General features: G+C 37.3%; 21 protein-coding genes and 1 pseudogene. 4 read left to right on the forward strand and 18 right to left on the reverse strand.

Annotated features, from left to right (window positions below; genetic code table 11):
- Window positions 1-18 precede the first annotated feature (18 nt).
- The 5 genes and pseudogenes from KSHG_RS05775 to rpmG all read right to left on the reverse strand — a co-directional run bounded on the left by KSHG_RS05775 (window position 19) and on the right by rpmG (window position 3750).
- Entirely contained in the window at window positions 19-657 is a 639-nt protein-coding gene (locus tag KSHG_RS05775) for an MBL fold metallo-hydrolase (protein WP_010303243.1), read from the reverse strand.
- 12 nt (window positions 658-669) lie between these two features.
- Window positions 670-2579 (reverse strand): annotated as a pseudogene (locus KSHG_RS16230) (LTA synthase family protein).
- A gap of 138 nt (window positions 2580-2717) precedes the next feature.
- Entirely contained in the window at window positions 2718-2957 is a 240-nt protein-coding gene (locus KSHG_RS05785) for a YqgQ family protein (RefSeq protein WP_010303246.1), read from the reverse strand.
- Window positions 2950-3540: a 5-formyltetrahydrofolate cyclo-ligase gene (locus KSHG_RS05790; RefSeq protein WP_010303249.1), complete on the reverse strand. Its 591-nt coding sequence runs from the start codon at window positions 3538-3540 to the stop codon at window positions 2950-2952. The genes KSHG_RS05785 and KSHG_RS05790 overlap by 8 nt, the downstream gene beginning before the upstream one ends.
- A 60-nt stretch (window positions 3541-3600) precedes the next feature.
- Window positions 3601-3750, reverse strand: coding sequence for a 50S ribosomal protein L33 (gene rpmG, locus KSHG_RS05795; RefSeq protein WP_010287907.1), 150 nt, complete (start codon window positions 3748-3750; stop codon window positions 3601-3603).
- A 154-nt stretch (window positions 3751-3904) separates the two neighbouring features.
- Here rpmG and KSHG_RS05800 point away from each other — a divergent pair, with 154 nt between their 5' ends.
- Window positions 3905-4267, forward strand: coding sequence for a hypothetical protein (locus KSHG_RS05800; protein ID WP_235728346.1), 363 nt, complete (start codon window positions 3905-3907; stop codon window positions 4265-4267).
- The gene (locus tag KSHG_RS05805) at window positions 4267-4776 is read left to right on the forward strand and encodes an endolytic transglycosylase MltG (RefSeq protein ID WP_010303257.1); all 510 of its coding nucleotides are present in this window, start codon (window positions 4267-4269) and stop codon (window positions 4774-4776) included. The genes KSHG_RS05800 and KSHG_RS05805 overlap by 1 nt, the downstream gene beginning before the upstream one ends.
- Window positions 4777-4826: 50 nt before the next feature.
- Here the strand turns inward: KSHG_RS05805 and phoU are convergent, their stop codons facing one another.
- From phoU to KSHG_RS05850, 9 genes are all read right to left on the reverse strand, one after another.
- A complete protein-coding gene (gene phoU / locus KSHG_RS05810; RefSeq protein ID WP_010303261.1) occupies window positions 4827-5477 on the reverse strand; it encodes a phosphate signaling complex protein PhoU in 651 nt (216 codons plus the stop codon).
- 12 nt (window positions 5478-5489) lie between these two features.
- Window positions 5490-6287 carry a phosphate ABC transporter ATP-binding protein PstB gene (gene pstB / locus KSHG_RS05815; RefSeq protein WP_147630492.1) on the reverse strand — a complete coding sequence of 266 codons (798 nt, stop codon included), beginning with the start codon at window positions 6285-6287 and terminating at the stop codon, window positions 5490-5492.
- Window positions 6288-6329: 42 nt separating this feature from the next.
- On the reverse strand, window positions 6330-7208 hold the full coding sequence (gene pstA / locus KSHG_RS05820; protein WP_010303270.1) for a phosphate ABC transporter permease PstA: 879 nt from the start codon (window positions 7206-7208) through the stop codon (window positions 6330-6332).
- Complete coding sequence (gene pstC, locus KSHG_RS05825) at window positions 7208-8143, reverse strand: phosphate ABC transporter permease subunit PstC (RefSeq protein ID WP_010303274.1); 936 nt, start codon at window positions 8141-8143, stop codon at window positions 7208-7210. The genes pstA and pstC overlap by 1 nt, the downstream gene beginning before the upstream one ends.
- A 79-nt stretch (window positions 8144-8222) precedes the next feature.
- Window positions 8223-9176 carry a PstS family phosphate ABC transporter substrate-binding protein gene (locus KSHG_RS05830; RefSeq protein WP_010303277.1) on the reverse strand — a complete coding sequence of 318 codons (954 nt, stop codon included), beginning with the start codon at window positions 9174-9176 and terminating at the stop codon, window positions 8223-8225.
- 160 nt (window positions 9177-9336) lie between these two features.
- On the reverse strand, window positions 9337-11484 hold the full coding sequence (locus KSHG_RS05835) for a peptidoglycan D,D-transpeptidase FtsI family protein (RefSeq protein ID WP_010303283.1): 2148 nt from the start codon (window positions 11482-11484) through the stop codon (window positions 9337-9339).
- Window positions 11485-11642: 158 nt separating this feature from the next.
- Window positions 11643-12251 carry a superoxide dismutase gene (locus KSHG_RS05840; protein ID WP_010303286.1) on the reverse strand — a complete coding sequence of 203 codons (609 nt, stop codon included), beginning with the start codon at window positions 12249-12251 and terminating at the stop codon, window positions 11643-11645.
- 139 nt (window positions 12252-12390) lie between these two features.
- Window positions 12391-12837 carry a DUF456 domain-containing protein gene (locus tag KSHG_RS05845; protein WP_010303288.1) on the reverse strand — a complete coding sequence of 149 codons (447 nt, stop codon included), beginning with the start codon at window positions 12835-12837 and terminating at the stop codon, window positions 12391-12393.
- Between the two features lie 45 nt (window positions 12838-12882).
- Window positions 12883-14511: a Na/Pi cotransporter family protein gene (locus tag KSHG_RS05850; protein ID WP_010303290.1), complete on the reverse strand. Its 1629-nt coding sequence runs from the start codon at window positions 14509-14511 to the stop codon at window positions 12883-12885.
- A 302-nt stretch (window positions 14512-14813) separates the two neighbouring features.
- Here KSHG_RS05850 and ispG point away from each other — a divergent pair, with 302 nt between their 5' ends.
- On the forward strand, window positions 14814-15923 hold the full coding sequence (gene ispG, locus KSHG_RS05855; protein WP_010303292.1) for a flavodoxin-dependent (E)-4-hydroxy-3-methylbut-2-enyl-diphosphate synthase: 1110 nt from the start codon (window positions 14814-14816) through the stop codon (window positions 15921-15923).
- Window positions 15924-15940: 17 nt separating this feature from the next.
- A complete protein-coding gene (locus tag KSHG_RS17970; RefSeq protein WP_010303294.1) occupies window positions 15941-16303 on the forward strand; it encodes an HAD-like protein in 363 nt (120 codons plus the stop codon).
- Between the two features lie 348 nt (window positions 16304-16651).
- On the opposite strand, the gene KSHG_RS17410 is transcribed toward KSHG_RS17970, so the two are convergent.
- From KSHG_RS17410 to KSHG_RS05880, 4 genes are all read right to left on the reverse strand, one after another.
- Window positions 16652-17758 carry a transglutaminase domain-containing protein gene (locus KSHG_RS17410; RefSeq protein ID WP_010303296.1) on the reverse strand — a complete coding sequence of 369 codons (1107 nt, stop codon included), beginning with the start codon at window positions 17756-17758 and terminating at the stop codon, window positions 16652-16654.
- 349 nt (window positions 17759-18107) lie between these two features.
- Window positions 18108-18518, reverse strand: coding sequence for a Fur family transcriptional regulator (locus KSHG_RS05870; RefSeq protein ID WP_010303299.1), 411 nt, complete (start codon window positions 18516-18518; stop codon window positions 18108-18110).
- Between the two features lie 24 nt (window positions 18519-18542).
- The gene (locus KSHG_RS05875; protein ID WP_010303302.1) at window positions 18543-19385 is read right to left on the reverse strand and encodes a metal ABC transporter permease; all 843 of its coding nucleotides are present in this window, start codon (window positions 19383-19385) and stop codon (window positions 18543-18545) included.
- Window positions 19382-20137, reverse strand: coding sequence for a metal ABC transporter ATP-binding protein (locus tag KSHG_RS05880; protein WP_010303306.1), 756 nt, complete (start codon window positions 20135-20137; stop codon window positions 19382-19384). Before KSHG_RS05880 ends, KSHG_RS05875 begins: the two co-directional genes overlap by 4 nt.
- Window positions 20138-20154 lie beyond the last annotated feature (17 nt).

Here is a 20154-nt window from a genome sequence, read left to right on the forward strand (position 1 = left end):
ATGAAAGCACGCATTTTTTTATATATTTCTCAAGAATGGATTCGTCGCACGTTCTTTTTCAACGGTCGTCGAATTTCCATGCCCAGGGTAAATAATCGTTTTTTCGTCTAGCGAGAAGATTTTTTGTTTAATCGCTTGCAATAAAACCTTCTCACTTCCTTCTATAAGATCTGTTCGACCAATACTTCCTTCAAAAAGTGTATCCCCCACAATTGCAAATCCTTCGTCTTTAAAAGAAAACGTTATACTACCAGGTGAATGCCCCGGCGTATATAGCACATCAAACGTAAAATCACCAATAGCATACGAACCTTCTTTTTGAATAATTTCATCCGCTTTTTCAACGATAATATTAGGGATTTCTTGATATTTAGCAGAACCATTTAACGCTGGTTTTTGTAACCAATGCTGTTCTTTTTCGTGTACGTATACAGGAATGTCAAACTGACTGCGAATATCCTCAATTCCGCCGATGTGATCAAAATGCGTATGCGTTAATAAAATCGCCAATGGTTTTAAATGATTTTTTCGCAATTCTTTCACGAGTGCCATCCCTTGATCTCCTGGATCAATAATTAACGTTTCTTTTTTCATATTTGAAATGAAATAACAATTTTCTTGTGCCAACCCTACTACATAACTTCGAATACTATACATAATCATCACCTCTTATTTTTTCATTTGCCCAGTCTCATTATTATAAAATCGTAATAAATCGCCATTAATAACTTTATCAGACATCATCAGTTTCTCTTGTGCCCGTTGTTTCAGCGGTGCACATCGGTCTGTTTCTACTTCTACACCAGTCGTTCTCGTATAACATCTTTCTCCAGCGTAAACATACTTTTCTGTAATAAAACGGCCATCTCTAAACACTATTAAGTTATCGTGTTCATCGGATAATAAGTCCGTTCCAAATTGGATATCATTTGATGTATCTATTCCGAATAAATGCAGTACAGTCGGACGAATATCAAGTTCGCCTGATACTTCATTCGTCACATTCTCTCCTACGAATTCAGCAACCTTTTGTTTAATATTTGAATGCGGAACGTGAATAAAGAAAGGCACTTCTTGAAGTGTCGCAGCATCATACGACGTAATGACTTCCTTATTGAAATACTCCGCCATCGCTTTATTATGGTTTTCTGAAATACCATAATGATCTCCGTACATAATAATGACAGAGTTGTCATACAATCCTTCTTTTTTAACTTCGCAAAAAGCTCTTTAATCGCTTCATCCGTATAACGAACCGTCTGGAAGTACCGATCGACCGTTTGATCACCCGAATGATAAGCGCTAATGTATTGATCCCGTTCATCTGAAACGAATGGGAAATGGTTAGAAAGCGTTAGCATTCGTGCATAAAATGGTTGCTTCAACTGCTTCATAATATCGACAGACTGATTCATAAACGGTACGTCTTTCAGTCCCCAGTTAACCGAATTACTGTCTGTTACATTATATGATGCAACATCGTAAAATTTTTGAATGTGAAAAGCCTCATACACGACATCTCTGTTCCAAAATGATTTGTCATTAGCGTGTAGCACATTTGTCGAGTAACCCTCTTCATTAAAATGTTCTGCCATCGTTTGGAACGTATTGCTCGGATTCGTAAAGAACACAGCCCCCCTATTCACACCGTAAATAGAATTTTCAACGATAAATTCCGCATCTGCTGTTTTACCGAGACCTGTTTGATGATAAAAATGATTGAAATAAAGCGTATCTTCATCGGTCGTTAAGTCATTTAAAAATGGCGTAATCGTTTGACCATTCACTTTGCGATGAATCACAAAATTTTGTGTCGATTCAACCGAAATAATAATGACATTTTTACCTTTGGCTAACCCGAAAAGTTCCGGTGTTGGCTTTGCTTGATGCTCTTTCGTATATTTCCGAACGTCACTTAATTCGCTGCCATCTGCAAATGCATGTTGTGCACTTGATTTTGATTGGACGTACGCATCATACAAATGATAGTTGTACGTGCCCATATTTTTCACTAACACTTCCCGATCAAAGCTCCCCGTTAGTAATTGTGGGCGTTCCGTTTCAGCTAATCCTAAATTGAAAAATAAAACCGCACAACTTAAAACAAAATACAATTGACGCATTTTAGGACGAATAGGAAACGATTGTTTCGCATTCGGCACCCATTTGATTGCCGCAAGTAAAATGATTAAATCTGTAAAATAAAAAAGATCTGTTACGTTAATTAACGTCGTAATAGAATTTCCTAAATCACCGAAATTGTTCGTTTGAAACAACACCGGAATCGTAATGAAATCACTATAAAAACGATAAAATAAAACATTCCCGTACAACACAATCGAAAGAAGCACTTTCAAACTAACAAGATAACCATTACGCGTTTTTGCCTTTTTAAAAAAGAGCGATAAACCATAGAAAAATAATAAAAATGCGAATGGATTAATAAATAAAATAAATTGTTGTAAAAAGTTATCTAGTTCCAAATCGAAACTCGTCTTATAAGTGATGTATGTTTGTAACCACGTAGCGACAATCGCTATGATTAAAATAGAATGTCTTGGCCATTTCCCATTTTGCATTCCAAACATCTCCCTACTTTATTCTTGGATGTCTCTGAATTACCATTCATTATCGTAATCTTTTTCGTTGAAAGTCTCAACTAATACCTGTTTATGTAAAATAAATTGAAAAATAACCCCAATGAAAGGTCATTGAGGTTATTTCGTATAGCCTTCTTTTTGTAAACGAACTTCTTCGCTTATTAAAATATGACGAGATTTTTGATACTCTCGTACGTCTAAAATACCCGCTTCATACAAAGCACGCATATCCGCTTCCATTAAATGCAAATCTCCGATACGATTTTTCGTATAAATAAATGTTCCGAAACGTTTCAAATATTGTTGAACGTCCGCAATTGTTTCAATTTGACCGACATCGGTCACACGTTTAGCCATAGTTTTCTTCCTTTCGAATTTGCTTACACGGAATGAATCTTCGCTCTGTAAGCAATCCATCTATAGGATAATCATACGAATTTTTAGGCACTTTTGCAACAATCTGTTGTTCAAAACAAAAGGAAATCGTTTTCGCATGACACAAAGGTAAAAAACGATCATAATAACCGCCACCATATCCAATGCGATAACCCGTTTGATCATACACGATACCTGGAACGACGACTAAATCAATCGCTGTTGGCTCCACATAAGTCGCCTCTTGTGGAATAGGTTCTAATAAATTCATATACACGGTTTCTAGCTGTTCAAATGAATGAATTATGTAAAAGTCCATTTCGCTCGTCGCAGGACGACATTTCGGCACAGCGACGCTTTTTCCAAGTGCCCATAATTGTTCAATTAAAGAGCGTGTTTCCACTTCTGGAAACATCGAAATCGTCATACCGATGACGTTCGCCTCTCGAACGAAAGAAGAAGACAAAAATTGTTGCTGGATTTCATTCGAAAAAACATCATATTGTTTATACGTGAGCTGTTTCAATTGTTCTTGCACAGCAGTGCGAAGTGCTTTCTTCTCCATGATGAATCCCTCCTACATATAGAAAAAGCCAGTCTCATAAGAGGCTGGCAATAAGCGTGATTACTTAGTTTCACGGTGAAGTGTCATTTTGTTATCACGAGAGCAGTATTTTTTTAATTCTAAACGTTCTGGATTGTTACGTTTGTTTTTCTTAGAAATGTAGTTACGTTCACCACATTCTGTGCAAGCTAATGTAATATTAACGCGCATTGATATCCCTCCCACTCATTATTTATTTTTTAGTGAGCATGATTTATACGACTAGCCCATTATATCATATATAGCAATAAAATCTACATTTTTTTTGATTTTTTTATGTTACAATGAATGCATTACGTCCATGATTGTAATATTTTAAAACGAGGTGAAAAAATTGAATATAGCCATCATTTTAATGATTGTAGGAATTAGTGTTATCCTTCTTTCAATCGTCATCGAAAGAAAGAAAAAGACATCTGACGATTTAGAACAACTATCTACGACCATTTTCAAAGAAACGTCCCAACTCAAACGACGTTTAAAAATCGTTGAAGAAGAATTGATGCTCGAAGCACCCCTTCCAAAAAGATCTGCTACTCAACCTTCTTCAAAAGGCGTACATCAAATTTTAGTAAGCCAAGTACTCGCTTTGCACACACAAGGATATAACGTCGCACAAATCGCCGAGCGTTCGTCGCTTACACCTTCTCAAATTGAACAAATCATCGTAACAGGAGGTCGCGTATAATGAAAGCACTCGCAGCATTTGGAGCTGGTCTTTTTTTAGCGGGAGCAAGCTTCGTAATCGTTGACTATACGCAGCCTTCAAAAGAAGAAGCCGAATTACAAAAAGCAAAAACGCAACTTACTGAACTCAAAAAAGAAAATGCCAAACTACAAGCTTTTATTCAAACAGAAGAAAAGGCACTACCTGCCAAAAAAGTCGATACAAATACGACAGATGAAGCAACTTCATCAGAAGAATCAAAATCTTCAAATCATACGAAGCCCGCTGAGAAATCTGATGATGCAAACAGTAAAAATACATATAAACTCCATGTTGAGGCAGGTATGGGATCAAGTGAAATTACGAAAACGCTTGAAAAAGCAGGGATTATTTCCGATGCAAAAGATTTCGAAACATTTATTGTGAAAAAGGATATGTCGAATAAAATGCAAAATGGTACGTTTATTATCGACAAAGATAGTAGCTACGATCAACTGCTCAACATTTTGACGACACCACCTAAAAATTAAACACTCACGGAAAAAGCTTAGAACGATTGCCATTTCTAAGCTTTTTTGAATTAGTCGAAATCGTAACGTTTTCCTTGTACTAAATAAAATAATGCTTCTGCCAAATTCGTTGCATGATCTGCTGCTCGCTCGACATATTTACAAATAAATGATAATGATTGTAGTTGTGCTGCATGCATTTCATGCCATGTTCGCTCCTGCTCGAACCCCGAAAGCACATCTCCGTACAGTTGATCAATTTCATCATCAAGCGTAGCAATTTCTTTCGCTTCAATTAAATTTTCTTCACTAAATGCTTGCAACATTTTTTGCAACATGTCTACTGCGAGTGTTCGCATAACCATCAGTTGTTGCAAATCATACACGATTTGATTTTCACCGATTCGAATCGTTTCTTTCGCTATGCTAACCGCATAGTCTCCAATTCGTTCCATTTCACTTGCAGCTCGAATAATGACTAACAGACGTCGCAAGTCAGTTGCAACGGGCTGTTGCTTCGTCATAATCATTTGCACATCATCTTGAATTTGTTGTTCTAATCGATTAATAAAGCGATCTTGTTCTATAATAATCCACGCTTTTGAAATATCTTGAGATTGCAGTAGCCCTAAAGATTTATCAAATGCATGAATAGACAGTTCACACAATTGAATTAAGCGTTGTTGTACGTCTTGTAATTGCTGCTCGTATTTTTCTCTCATCGTCAACACCTCTTATCCGAATCTGCCTGAAACGTAATCTTCTGTACGTTTGTCATGAGGATTTGTAAAAATTTTATTCGTCACATCAAATTCTACTACTTCTCCATTTAAGAAAAAGGCGGTTTTATCTGAAATACGCGCTGCTTGTTGCATGTTGTGCGTCACGATCACAATCGAATAATTAGCTTTTAATTGTTGGATTAACTCTTCCACTTTCAACGTCGAAATCGGATCAAGCGCTGATGTCGGCTCATCCATTAAGATCACATCCGGTTCGATTGCTAAACAACGTGCGATACAAATACGTTGCTGTTGTCCACCCGATAACCCGTATGCATTTTCATGCAAACGGTCTTTTACTTCATCCCAAATTGCCGCATCTCTTAATGACTTTTCGACAATTTGATCTAATATTTTTTTATTACGAATACCGTGGATTCTAGGGCCATACGCAATATTATCGTAAATTGATTTTGGAAAAGGATTTGGTTTTTGGAACACCATACCGACTTTCGTACGCAAATGTTCTACTTGATAATGCTTCGATAAAATATTTTCGTCCCGGTACTTTATTTCACCAGAAGTTCGAACGGAAGGAACGAGCTCTACCATGCGGTTCAACGTTTTTAAATACGTTGATTTCCCACATCCAGATGGCCCAATAATCGCTGTCACTTCATTTTCACTAATCGTTAAATGGATATCTTTCAACGCATGTGTTTCGCCGTACCATAAATTCAAACGAGTCGTTTCAAATACCGACTTTGCTTGTTGCTGTGAAATCACTTGTACATCTTTTTCTTTATTCATTTCTATCACTTCATCGAATGCTCGTACCATTAGTTCGTCCCCCTAATAACGTTTTTGGAATTTATTTCGAATCCAAACGGCAATACTGTTCATAAAAATAAGCAAAATCATTAATACTAAAATGCCCGCTGCTGCTACGTATTGAAATTCTTCTTGTGGTCGTTTAGCCCAATCGAAGATCAGCATCGGCAATGCCGTAAACTCGCTTAAAATACCCGTCGGTAAAAATTGTACGATGACCGGTATCCCAATAACGACAAGTGGTGCCGTTTCACCAATTGCACGAGAAAGTGCTAAGATCCCCCCCGTTAAAATACCTGGTATCGCACTCGGTAAGACGACTTTATAAATCGTTTGCCACTTCGTTGCCCCCATACCGAATGACGCTTCACGAAGATGATCTGGTACAGCGCGAATCGCTTCTTGTGCCGCGACGATGACGACCGGAAGAATGAGTAAACTCATCGTTAATCCAGCTGCTAAAATACTTTTTCCCATGCCGAGCATACGTACAAAGATCGTTAATCCAAGTAAGCCGAATACGATTGATGGCACACCAGCTAAGTTCGAAATGTTCATCTGAATAAACTGTGTAAATTTATTTTTCTTTGCATATTCCTCTAAATAAATGGCTGCCCCTACGCCTAAAAATAACGAAACGGGTGCGACGATCGCAAGCATCGCAATCGAACCAATTAAAGCAGCATGAACACCGGCTTTTTCAGGAAAGCGTGAAGAAAAATTTTGAAGGAATTCCCAATTTAAATAAGCTGTTCCTTGGGAAATCATACGGTAACCTAATATGACTAATGCCGCGAGTGCAAGTAATAAAGCGAGTAAAAAGACATTTTTCCATAAATTGTTTTTTAATCGACGAACAGATAATTTTTTCGCGACCGTTTCATGATTAATATATGCCATTAATATTCCTCCCTAAACTTCTTAGACACCCAACTTGCCATTAAATTCATAATAAGCGTGAAGAGGAATAATGTGAAACCGACGGCATAAATCGAATAGTAAATTGTCGTTCCATACCCTGCATCTCCACTCGATACTTGTACAATATAAGCCGTCATTGTTTGTAAAGATGTCGTGACATCTAAATTAAACAGTGGTGTCGAGCCACCGGCAAGTGACACAATCATCGTTTCTCCAATCGCACGAGACATACCGAGAACAATCGATGCTAATACGCCTGATAACGCTGCTGGTAACACGATTTTAAGTGCCACTTCGAATTTCGTTGATCCGAGACCGAGTGCTCCTTCACGGATCGTATTCGGCACGCTAGACATTGCATCCTCAGAAAGAGAAGCAATCGTCGGTAAAATCATAATGCCGATAATAATCCCTGGACTCAATGCATTAAATAGCTCAAGCGAAGGAAATACTTTTTGAAGCATCGGTGTAACGAATGTCAGTGCGAAGAAACCGTAAACAATCGTCGGAATCCCTGCGAGTACTTCAAGTATCGGTTTCGTAATACGTCGTACGTTATCTGATGCAAACTGGCTTAAGTAAATCGCAATCCCTAATCCAAGTGGAACAGCTACTACGACCGCAATGGCTGTTACTTTCAATGTACCCGCAATGAGTGGTAGTACGCCATAAGAAGGATCTCCTGCAAATGGAAGCCATTCCGTACCTGTCACATACTCCCATATACTGACGCGTTTGAAAAACTCAAACGTTTCAAATATTAATGTAAAGACGATTCCAATCGTCGTCAAAACCGAGACGACAGCCGTAATAAGCAAAATGATGGGAACAACCTTTTCCGTATATTTTTTTAATTTTTTATTTCTCTTTTGTGCAATTAATTGTTGTACATCAATGGATGTTTTATTCGCCACTCAGTAGTCCCTCCTTCAACAGCAAATAAACGGTTGCATACGCAAACCGTTTATTTGCTGTTATGCAGTTCTATTACTTTTAAATTTTCAAGTGCTGCTTGATCTTTTTATATACATCATCTGGTGATTTGACGTAACCAACACTTTCAGCCATTTCTCCTGCATGTTTGAGTGTGTAGCTCATAAAATCATACATCGCTGGTTCTTCTAATGATTTATTTTTTGCATAAACGAATAGTGGACGAGATAGCGGTGTATACTCTCCTGATTGAATCGTGTCATGCGTCGGCTCAACCCCGTTAATTTTAACGATTTTCAATTTATCTTTATTAGCAAGATAGTAAGCAAATCCGAAGAAACCAATCGCATTTTTATCTGCTTCAACTCCTTTAACGAGTACGTTATCATCCTCAGACAGTGTCGCAGATTTATCTAATTGTTTTTCTTCCAATACATCGTTAACGAAGTAATCGTACGTTCCAGAATCTGTACCTGGTGAGTAGAACTTAATTTCTTCGTTTGGCCAGTCTTTATTAATATCAGACCATTTTTTCTTTTTGCCATTATCTAACCAAATTTCTTCTAACTGTTTTGTTGTAATGTCTTCAATCCAGTCATTATTTTTATTTACAACGATTGAAATGCCGTCGTATGCGATTTCAAATTGCGTATAATCAATTCCTTTTTCTTTCAGCTTCTCTGCTTCTTCCTCTTTCACTGGACGAGAAGCATTAGAGAAATCAGTTTCGCCGTTAATGAATTTTTCAAAGCCGCCACCAGTTCCTGAAACCCCGACAGATACTTGAACGTTCGGTTGCGTTGCTGCATATTCTTCAACAATTCCTTCCATAATAGGTGATACCGTTGAAGATCCATCGCCTGCAATTTTACCTTCTAGTTTTTCACTTGAAGATGTCGAACTCGACGATGATGAAGATGAAGAATCTTTTGCTGCATTATCATTCCCACATGCTCCTAACAAAAGCGCTGAACCTACTACCGAAGTCATCATTACGTACTGCCATTTTTTCATCATTGTTCCCCCTACCGAATTGTTGTCATGTTCTTTACATACTTAACTATAAAGGGCATTTGTTAGAGGCATATAAAGACAATGTAAGGAAATATAGAGAACATGTTAAGGAATTGTAAACAAAAAAGCCTAGAGCAAATGCTCTAGGCTTTTCCAAACATTAACGCTCGATTGTATCTCCGACCGTTTGTTTTTGTTTTTTCGTTTCTTTTTTCTTCAGCTCGAAAAACTTATCGACTGCTTCACGCGCAATTTCATTGTTCGGCGTAGAGTGTTCTGCCGTTGTAGACATCCACGGCATGATGACCGCGTACGCTACTTCTGGATTATCTTTTGGAGCAAAACCAATGTGAGAAACGGTAATTGAATACGTACCATAACGCTCTTTCTTCGGTCCGTAATAAATTACTTCGGCTGTTCCTGTTTTACCAGCTGCCTTGTATTTAGAATCCGCAAAATATTTTTTCGCTGTACCATTATTACCATAGTACACGCGATACATACCTTCTTTTACGTGATCAATTTCTGCTTGCGTATTGTTTAAATGATTTAACACGGTCGGCTCAATTTCTTTATCAAGTCGTCCGAGTGTTTTACCATCTGTAGACGGTTCATGCACTTCCTTTAAAATATGCGGTGCAATTCGATCTCCACCGTTCGCAATCGTTGACACGTATTGTGCTAATTGCAATGGTGTAAACGTATCGTACTGACCAATTGCTAAATCGAGGTATTTACCTGGAAGCGTTTCAGGACCTTTAACACCCGTAAATTCACCTGGTAAATCAATCCCTGTTTCCACGCCTAAACCGAACTGTGCATAGCCATTACGCATTTTTTGGAAGTCAGCTGCTGTAATGCCCGCAATCCCTTGATTTCCGTACGTAATACCTGCCACTTTTAATGCTGTTTTAAACATGTAAACGTTTGATGATCGTTCTAATGCAGTTAAGTCGTTAATTGCAACGGAACCTGTTTTATTAAATAGAGATGATTTCGTAATGCCACCTAATTTCATCGGAGCATCGACGATCACTTGTCCTGGTGTAATCGCATCATAGCTATACGCTGTTAATAACGTTGCTGGCTTTTCAACAGAACCTACTTCATAAGATGTCGTAAATGCCCCAATTGAATAATCAGTTACATTCATTTTGCCGTTATCATCATATTCTAATTTTTTACCTGTCATCGAAAGAACTTCACCCGTATTTGGGTCCATCATAACGAGAAAGGCACGGTCAAGCAAACTTGAAGCGCCAGATGCTTTCGCTTCTAATAAATGTTTTTTAACAATTTTATCCGTCGCTTTTTGAAGGTCTGAGTCAATCGAAATGACTAAATCTTTTCCTGCTTTCCCTTCCGTTACCGTTTTCGTATCTACGACTTGTCCTTTAGAATTTGTTTCAGAACTTACTACAGCTTTTTGCCCTTGTAGTAAATCTTCATATTGCATTTCTAAATAACTTTTCCCTACGCGGTCATTTCGTGAATAATCACGTGCTAAATAATATTGTAATTTATCCGCCGGAATCCCTTCAGAAGGCGTTGTCGTTTTACCTAAAATCGATAAATCTGATTTTTTCTTACGTGCCCAGTCTGTCGTTGTCGTCACACCTGGCATTTCATTTAAGCGTTCAGAAACTGTCGCAAATTCTGCTTCTGTCACGCCATCACTTTTAATAATTTGAGGCGATAAGTTATAACCTGCTAGCATTTTGCTATACACAGCTAACACTTTTAATTGTGATTTCGTTAACGTGTTTAATTCTTTCTCTGTAATTCGATCACGTGTTAACTTATCAATTTGCGCTTGCATTTCAGACGTTTCACCGCCGGCAGCACTAATTTTTTGTTGTTCTTCCTTCGAAACTTTCGCTTTTGCTTCTTCCGGATGCAATTTGATCCAATAGTCTTTTTTATCGCGTTCTGTTAATTTGGACGTATCCATTTTAATGAGCTTCGATAATTTCGTCGCTGTTTCGATCATTTCATCTTGTGTCGTCGTAGAGTATTTTGTATACGTAATCGCATTTTTTGCTTCATTATCAACTAATACTTTACCATTTCGATCATAAATTCTACCTCGAGGAACACTTGTATTTACTTTAACTTCCTCTGTTTTTTTCAATTCTTTTACATAATCTTCGCCTTTAACGATTTGCATATAACCGAGGCGTAAAATTAAAATTGAAAATAAGACAAAAATCGAGAAGAAAAGAACATTCATACGAAATGAAAGACTGGCGCGTAGTCTTGCTTTAGCACTTGTTGCACGTTGTTGTTTCGCTTTTTGTTTGCGTCGCATCAAATTGCCCCCCTTCTGCTCAATTCACAATTAGTAGTATATCATTTTTCGTGTTAAAAAACATCGGAAGTTCAACGCTTCTCGCCATTTTTTGTCCACTAAAAAAGCACGCATCTTCATGACGAGAAGAATGCGTGCTTTGTTCCATTATAAATGGATTATTTTGCAGCAGCGTATAATTCTGCTACTTTATCCCAGTTTACAACGTTCCAGAATGCAGCGATGTAGTTAGGGCGTACGTTTTGATAATTTAAGTAGTATGCATGTTCCCATACGTCTAAACCTAAGATTGGTGTTTTACCTTCCATGATTGGAGAATCTTGGTTTGCAGTAGAAGAGATTTCTAATTCACCGTTTACTACTGATAACCAAGCCCAGCCAGAACCGAAGCGAGTTTTAGCAGCGTTAGCGAATTGTTCTTTGAAAGCATCGAATGAACCGAATTTAGCATCGATTGCAGCAGCTAATTCACCTTCTGGAGCGCCTTTACCGTCAGCAGTAAGTAATGTCCAGAATAATGAGTGGTTTGCGTGACCGCCACCGTTGTTACGTACAGCAGTACGTACATCTTCAGGAACAGCATCTAAGTTCGCGATAATTTCTTCAACAGTTTTACCGTCGAATTCTGATTTGCCTTCTAATGCAGCATTTAAACCTTGTACATAAGTGTTGTGGTGCTTGTCATGGTGGATTTCCATTGTACGAGCATCAATATGTGGTTCTAGTGCGTCAAACGCGTATGGTAAGTTTGGTAATTCAAAAGCCATAATAAAAGTTCCTCCTTAGGAAAATCAAAGTTTATTTTTTACACTCTTAGGTTATCAAAAAGTCACGGTTTGTTCAAATAAAATCACGTAAATTTCAATAAATCAGTCTTTCGACTGAATTCCTAGTGACATTCTCGGCTTAAATGTGAATAAAAAAGTAAATAATCATAACGAGTTGTACAATTCCCTTCGTCACAATCGACGTAAGGAAGCCAACTAATGACCCAATCCCAATTTTACAACTTTCTACGAATCCTTTCCTCGAGACGATCCATTCCGCTAATACAGCTCCAATAAAAGGTCCTAAAATAATACCGATAACCGGAATAACGAACGGGCCGATTAAGAGACCGATTGTACTTCCCCAAATCCCTGCGTTCGTTCCACCAAATTTTTTCACGCCAACCCAATTCGAAAGCGTATCCGCTCCGAATAGTAAAATCATAAATAAAATTTGAATGACCCAGAACCACCAATGGAAATGGTCGAATCCAAAATAAAAACCGTATATTAGAAAGCCAACAAATACACAAAAGACCGATGGAATAATCGGATAAATCAATCCGATAAATGCCGCAATAAACAATACCCAAATAATGATCCAAATAAGCGTAACGATAAAAATCCCCTCCTAACGATACATATTCGCTTTCGTTACATTGACACAATGGTCTGTCATACGTTCTAGATTACTCATCATTTCTGTGAAAATAATCCCTGCATGTGCGGAACAAATGCCTTTATTCAAACGATGAATATGTTTTTTTCGATTTGCACGTTCTAGCTCATCGATTTGTTCTTCTAATAAGAAAACTTCTGAAACAAGTTGATAATTGCCGGTGTCAATAAATTGCACCATTTTTTCAATCGCTTGTTCCGTAATATGAAACATATAATTTAATTCCTCAAAAGCAGCTATGCTAAACTGACTTCGTTGCCAAAGTAGGTCATCGTACAATTCAATAATATTTTCCATATGATCGCCCATACGTTCCAAATCTCGTATCGTTTTTAATAATGTATGTTGTCTTGACGATTCCATTTTAGATAATTGATGTGTAGCAACTAATAGTAAGTAATTCGTAATCATTTGATCTTTTTGGTCTAATATATGCTCGATTTCAACTGCTTGATTTCTATATTTCTTTTGGTTTGTATTAACGTACGCACGCATTAATTGAAATCCTTGTAAGCACACCTTTGCCATATGTACCGTTTCTTCTTTCGCTTGACCGATAGCAATAATAGGTGCTGTATCAATCAAATGTTTTTCTAAATGCGTCACACCGTGTTCAATCGGATGAACTTCCTTACCTGGCACACATTTTGTCACAATCCAAACAATCCAACTAACAAACGGAGTTAAAAGAAGTGTCGTCACAACGTTAAATGTCCCATGTGCAACTGCAATCGTCATTTTAGGCTCCAATCCTGCAGTTTGCTGAACCCATTGTAAATATGCGATAAACCACCCGATCCCAATTGAAAAAAGGACTGTTCCGAATAAATTAACGAATAAATGTGAAATAGCTGCTCGCTTAGCAGATAAAGACATCGCTAAAGAAGCTAAAATAACCGTCAGCGTTGTCCCGATATTTTCACCGTATAAAATCGGCAAAGCCGCTTGTAATGCCATACCACCTTCTCCGTACAATCCTTGTAAAATACCTACCGTAGCACTGCTCGATTGAACGAGCGCCGTTATGAGTGCCCCAAGTAATACACCTGTAAAAGGCATGTCACTCAGACGTTCTCCTAAAGCAAGAAAATCAGCATTGTTCACAATCGGTAAAAAAGCCGTCGTAATCCAATGAAGCCCGATATACATCCCACCTAACCCGAACAAAAACTGACCGACATGTTGCCCCAATTGCCTTTTAACAAAATAAATTAAAAAAGCACCGAGCGCGACTAGGACATACATATAATCTCCTACTGAAACGCCTAATAAAAAAGCCGTCAATGTCGTCCCAACATTCGCACCTAAAATAATGCCGATCGATTGTTTCAGCGTCATATACCCTGCATTTACGAGTCCAATCGTCAAAATAATCGTTGCGGTGCTCGATTGCAACATGATTGCGAGAAGCATACCGATTCCGACACTAATAATCGGATTTGCGGTCATGCGGTGCAGTGCGATTCTCAGTTGCTCCCCTGCCCAATTTTGTAACCCTTGACTCATATACTTCAAAGAAAACAAGAAAAAGCCTAAACCACCTATGAATTGCAACACATGTTGTTGCCATTCGATATTCATGTAGTAGAACTCCTTTCAAAATAGCCGTTGCGTTCATTATGACCAAATGTAAACAGCCTGTAAACGTTTTGTCCGTAATCTTTACAATGCTTTCACACTAAACGGCAACCTCCTCTCAATGATTGGCGTCCTACCGTTAGAAAAGGCAGTCATAGAAGTTTTTATAGCGGATATATTACGTCAAAAATATGCTCATTCAAACTGTTTTTATAAAGGAAATGTTTCTTTATTGTCATTTCTAGAAAAACACTGTTAAAATAGGGAATAGTGAAGGCAAAAAGCCTATGAAGGAGAGAGTTTTCATGAATGAAATCACACACCGTACGAAAACACGCCCAGTTCGTGTTGGAGATCTTACTATCGGTGGTAATAACGAAGTCATCATTCAAAGTATGACTACCACAAAAACACACGATGTTGAAGCAACCGTTGCTGAAATTCTTCGTTTAGAAGAAGCAGGTTGTCAAATCGTTCGTGTCGCTTGTCCAGATGAGCGCGCAGCGAACGCTTTAGCAGATATCAAAAAACAAATCCATATTCCTTTAGTTGCGGATATTCACTTTGACTACAAATTAGCTTTAAAAGCAATTGATGCCGGCGTTGATAAAATCCGTATTAATCCGGGAAATATCGGTCGTAAAGAAAAAGTAGAAGCTGTCGTGAATGCAGCAAAAGCGAAAGGCGTTCCAATTCGTATCGGCGTAAATGCTGGTTCACTTGAACGTAAAATTTTAGAGAAGTATGGATACCCTACTGCGGACGGTATGGTCGAATCTGCACTCCATCACATCAAAATTTTAGAAGATCTTGATTTCCACGATATTATCGTGTCTATGAAAGCTTCAGACGTAAACTTAGCAATCGAAGCATATGAAAAAGCTGCACGTGCTTTTGACTATCCTCTACACTTAGGGATTACTGAATCAGGTACGCTTTTCTCAGGTACAATTAAATCAGCTGCTGGTTTAGGTGCCATTTTATCAAAAGGCATCGGGAATACACTTCGTATTTCATTATCAGCAGATCCTGTAGAAGAAATTAAAGTAGCGCGCGAATTATTAAAAACATTTGGTCTTGCATCAAACATCCCAACATTAATTTCTTGCCCTACTTGTGGTCGTATTGAAATTGATTTAATTTCAATCGCAAATGAAGTAGAAGACTACTTACAAACAATTAAAGCACCAATTAAAGTTTCTGTACTCGGTTGTGCAGTAAACGGCCCTGGTGAAGCACGTGAAGCTGATATCGGTATTGCTGGTGCACGTGGAGAAGGTTTATTATTCCGTCACGGTAAAACAGTTCGTAAAGTACCTGAAGAAACAATGGTTGAAGAACTGAAAAAAGAAATCGATATTTTAGCAGAACAATACTACGCAAAACAAGCAGCCGAAAAAGCAGCTCGACAATAGTTTTAAGGAGGCATTCAATGGATAAAAAATATAGCTTCGGCATCGATATTGATGGGACGGTAACGACCCAAGAATTTATGATTCCTTACATTAATTCTTATTTCAACATGAATGTCACACTTGCGGATTTTACAGATTACAATTTATTAAATGTGCTTCCTATTGAAAAAGATCAATTTTCAAATTGGTTTACGAACATAGAAATTGAAATGTACAAAAATCCCCCACTGCAAAAAAATGCTATGCAAACGTTAAAAAAATGGTATCCTAATGCTATGCTTAACTATATAACAGCTCGACAAAATAATTCTCTAGAAGTGACAAAAAAATTGGTTTTCACATACACAACTACCAATAGATTCATTAAATATTGTCGGTAATGCGAGTAAAGTCATCTCAGCTAAAGAACATCTCGTTGATTTATTTTTTGAAGATAAACTTGAAAATGCGTTACAGCTTCATGAAGAATTAAAAATTCCAGTCGTTCTGTTTGATGCACCTTACAATCAGCAAGCGTTGCCAAAAGACATTATTCGAGTCCAAAACTGGCAACAAGCTGAACGTTGGGTAGCCAAAGAATTTGGAATTTAATTCACTTCCATTCTCACATACATGAATCCCTCTTACTGCGTATGTAGTAAGAGGGATTTTTATTAATTTCTCTAACAAAAAACATCGTCAAAGGAGATCTGAATCTCTTTTGACGATGTTTTTATTAAATGAAAAATTTACAATACTTTTTTCACTGTTTTTCCTGACATATGATAATACAAAACATTTTTCTTTAAAAATAATTTACTAACAGGTTTTTTCACGATAACTTTTATCGATTTCCCGGTAGATGATATATTTGCTAAGTACCCATTGTTCGAATAGTTACTGAAGTAAATTTTCCCTTTATAATATTGAATGTATTGAACACGCGTTTTCGCAATACGTTTATGCTTATTCGTTTTCATATTAAATGAATACAAATATTGGTGATCTGAATCATTCGCATAATATAAAGTCGTCCCATTTTGCGTTAAAGAAGACGTATTTTTAAGAAAATCAAATTTCGTATTCGTTGCTTTCGGATAATTTATCCCTTTATCTGCTTGATGGTCACGATTCAACATTTTGTCACTTAATAAAAAGTATTTGTATGACACTTGATTTGCAATATTCGGTACAGGATCGTTCCACGTAACGTCTAAATTGTACCAAGAACCGTCCACTTTTACTTTATTCCAAGCATGTCGTAATCCATTTGCATTTCCCGTAACGTAGTACGTCTGGAAACCTAATTTTTTTAACATATAGTAGGCTGTGCTTGCGTATCCTTGACAAACGGCTTGTTTATTCAGTGCAACGCCGTACATACTATAACGATCCGTCGTTAATCCACCGTAACGAGTGTTTAACACGATATAATCATTCACTGCTTTTATGCGGTCCACATCCGTTTTATATGTTTTTTTGATTTTTGCTACTTCGGCATCTAATAATTTTGTTGCACGAGCATTTTTATTTTTCGTCGTATAATATTTAAATTGATACGTTAAGTTTGTCGTATTGCTATTCGCTACGCTAGAAGCCGAATAACCGTAGCTGCTAAGCGTACTTAAAACAGTCCCCTCTGTTTGAATCGCTTTGTTAATCACTGCATTAAAATCAATTTTCTTACCCGTATACGTAATGGAGTAATTTGAATTTAAATTCACCATAGACCTTTGAACTTCTTTAATTAATTGTTGTTCGGTAGTGACAGTTTTTGCAAATGCCGACGTCGTAATCGAGCTACTCCATAACATAAAGCAAGCTGCTGTACTTACGAGCCATTTTCGTTTTTTCATGTCACTTACACTCCTTTGTAATTATTAACCTTATAAAACAAGGACTTTTATTTTTATATTATTTTTTATTAAAAGGTTATTTAGAATCATTTAACTTATACTTAAATTATGAGTTAAGTACCTCTTATTTGTCAAAGTCCCCTTCTAGAACGAACCTCTTATTTCGAGTAAATTTTTCAGACTTTTCTAACCTACGCGTCTCCAAAATTAGTTCTTTAGACCTTTATATTGCAAATAAATTGCATTTTCTAACAAAATTTAACTTGTATACGCTTCAAAACAATAATTCATTTCTACGTCTATAAAAAACCTTGAAACCGGTTGGTTTCAAGGTTTTTCAAATCTTTTATTATTGACAGTTCGGACATTTTCCGTAAATTTCGAATTTATGTCCTTCTATTTCATATCCTGGTAGTTGTTGTTGTAAAAAATCCATCGGGCATAAATGAATTTCTGTAATATTGCCACATTCCATACAAATAAAATGGTGATGATGATGTTCAGTTTCACAATGCATCCGAAAATGTCTTTCACCAGAAAGCTCTGTTTCTTCTAAAATACCGATAGAAACAAACGTTGATAAGTTACGGTAAATCGTATCATAGCTCATTCCTGGATAATCTTTTTTCATTACATCTAAAAGGTCTCGCGCAGTTAAATACTTTTCGCTATCTGCAAACATCTCTAATATTTGCTCGCGTTTATCTGTCTTTTTAAATCCTTGGTCTTTCAAAATATCCCATGCTTTTGATACATTCATTTTCCGTTACTCCTTCCAATTTTTCTAGCTCACTTTAGACGTTTTCAACTTATTGATTAACATGACAACTAATAAAATAATAATGGACGTTATGACAATCGTACCGCCTGGTGCTAAATCTAAATAAAACGCACTTACAAGTCCAACAATAACGGATATTTCACCGAATACCATAGAATAAATCACCATATGTTTAAAACTTTTCGCTACTCTCATCGCAGCAGCAACTGGCAACGTAATTAAAGACGATACGAGTAAAATGCCGACGATACGCATACTCGCTGCAATAACAAGTGCTGTAATAATCATAAAGAGCATTTGAATATGCTTCGTTTTCAACCCACTTGCTCGTGCGTAATCTCCGTCAAAAGAAGACACGAATAGCTCTTTATAAAAAGCAAATATAAATAAACAAACGATCAAGGCGATGCCTATAACAATCCATAAATCTTGGCGGCTCACTGCTGAGACAGAGCCGAATAAATAACTAAATAAATCCGTTGAAAACCCTTGTGCTAGTGAAATAAAAATAGCACTTAATCCTAATCCCGCAGACATAATAATCGGAATCGCAAGCTCTGAAAAGTGTTTGTACACGACGCGTAACTTTTCAATAAGTACCGATCCGAGAACCGCTGAACCAATTCCTAAATAAAGTGGATTCAACGTCGCAAGTCCAACGAACGTCTGTGATAAATATAAGCTACCTGCAATCCCTGCAAGCGTCACATGGCTCAACGCATCTGCAATGAGAGATAATCTTCGTACGACGATAAACACGCCAAGAAGTGGTGCTAATAAACCTATTACCATACCTGATAAAAAGGCATTTTGTAAAAAATCATATTGGAAAATGGAAGAAATCATCTCGTTCCCTCCTGTTGCACAGAATAACTATACCATGTGCTTATTTCTTCTTTCGTTAACGCTTCGTACCCTTCTTTCGAGCCGAAGTAATGTATTTTCCCATTGAGACACGCTACTTTCGTAATATCTTTTTCAATGACATTTAAATCATGTGTCACGAGAATGAGTGTCATATGAAGTTCACGATTTAGTTTTTCCATTAGCGCGTAAAAGATCGCAACATTTTCTCGGTCAATGCCGACTGTTGGTTCATCTAAAATAAGCATTTTCGGTTTAGAAATCAATGCTCTTGCAATGAAAACACGTTGTTGTTGTCCACCCGATAATTCTCCGATATTGCGATTTTTAAAGGAGCGCATATCTACCGCTTCAAGCGCTTCATCAATCAACTGTTCTTGATTTGCTGCACGGCGTTTGAACAACCCGAGCTTTTTCGTTAAGCCACTCGCAACGACTTCTTTTACTGTCGCTGGGAATCCACCGTTAAATGCATTTGATTTTTGAGAAACGTAACCAATCCATTCTCTATTTTTAAATTTAGAAGCCGTTTCTCCGAAAAGTCGAATTTTTCCTTCTGTTGGCTTTAAGAGCCCTAATATTATTTTAAGAAGTGTTGATTTCCCTGAGCCATTCGGTCCGAGCAGCGCGATATAGTCGCCTTGCTCAACCGACATGGAGAGGTCTTTCAATACTTTTGTTTGTTCATATTGAAATGAAATATTTTGCAACTCGATCAAGGGTTGCTTACTCATATACTTCGCTTCTTTCT

Source organism: Kurthia senegalensis (assembly GCF_000285595.1).
GTDB classification, from domain to species: Bacteria; Bacillota; Bacilli; order Bacillales_A; family Planococcaceae; genus Kurthia; species Kurthia senegalensis.

What these genes read in the sequence shown, in the direction of transcription:
- rpmG (WP_010287907.1), bottom strand. Translation starts at nt 3,750, where the DNA reads ATGCGCGTTAATATTACATTAGCTTGCACAGAATGTGGTGAACGTAAC.
- pstA (WP_010303270.1), bottom strand. Translation starts at nt 7,208, where the DNA reads ATGGCATATATTAATCATGAAACGGTCGCGAAAAAATTATCTGTTCGT.
- KSHG_RS05805 (WP_010303257.1), top strand. Translation starts at nt 4,267, where the DNA reads ATGAAAGCACTCGCAGCATTTGGAGCTGGTCTTTTTTTAGCGGGAGCA.
- KSHG_RS05785 (WP_010303246.1), bottom strand. Translation starts at nt 2,957, where the DNA reads ATGGCTAAACGTGTGACCGATGTCGGTCAAATTGAAACAATTGCGGAC.
- phoU (WP_010303261.1), bottom strand. Translation starts at nt 5,477, where the DNA reads ATGAGAGAAAAATACGAGCAGCAATTACAAGACGTACAACAACGCTTA.
- KSHG_RS17410 (WP_010303296.1), bottom strand. Translation starts at nt 17,758, where the DNA reads ATGAAAAAACGAAAATGGCTCGTAAGTACAGCAGCTTGCTTTATGTTA.
- ispG (WP_010303292.1), top strand. Translation starts at nt 14,814, where the DNA reads ATGAATGAAATCACACACCGTACGAAAACACGCCCAGTTCGTGTTGGA.
- KSHG_RS05840 (WP_010303286.1), bottom strand. Translation starts at nt 12,251, where the DNA reads ATGGCTTTTGAATTACCAAACTTACCATACGCGTTTGACGCACTAGAA.
- KSHG_RS05835 (WP_010303283.1), bottom strand. Translation starts at nt 11,484, where the DNA reads ATGCGACGCAAACAAAAAGCGAAACAACAACGTGCAACAAGTGCTAAA.
- pstB (WP_147630492.1), bottom strand. Translation starts at nt 6,287, where the DNA reads ATGAATAAAGAAAAAGATGTACAAGTGATTTCACAGCAACAAGCAAAG.
- KSHG_RS05830 (WP_010303277.1), bottom strand. Translation starts at nt 9,176, where the DNA reads ATGAAAAAATGGCAGTACGTAATGATGACTTCGGTAGTAGGTTCAGCG.
- KSHG_RS05870 (WP_010303299.1), bottom strand. Translation starts at nt 18,518, where the DNA reads ATGAATGTATCAAAAGCATGGGATATTTTGAAAGACCAAGGATTTAAA.
- KSHG_RS05850 (WP_010303290.1), bottom strand. Translation starts at nt 14,511, where the DNA reads ATGAATATCGAATGGCAACAACATGTGTTGCAATTCATAGGTGGTTTA.
- KSHG_RS05775 (WP_010303243.1), bottom strand. Translation starts at nt 657, where the DNA reads ATGTATAGTATTCGAAGTTATGTAGTAGGGTTGGCACAAGAAAATTGT.
- KSHG_RS17970 (WP_010303294.1), top strand. Translation starts at nt 15,941, where the DNA reads ATGGATAAAAAATATAGCTTCGGCATCGATATTGATGGGACGGTAACG.
- KSHG_RS05880 (WP_010303306.1), bottom strand. Translation starts at nt 20,137, where the DNA reads ATGAGTAAGCAACCCTTGATCGAGTTGCAAAATATTTCATTTCAATAT.
- KSHG_RS05790 (WP_010303249.1), bottom strand. Translation starts at nt 3,540, where the DNA reads ATGGAGAAGAAAGCACTTCGCACTGCTGTGCAAGAACAATTGAAACAG.
- KSHG_RS05875 (WP_010303302.1), bottom strand. Translation starts at nt 19,385, where the DNA reads ATGATTTCTTCCATTTTCCAATATGATTTTTTACAAAATGCCTTTTTA.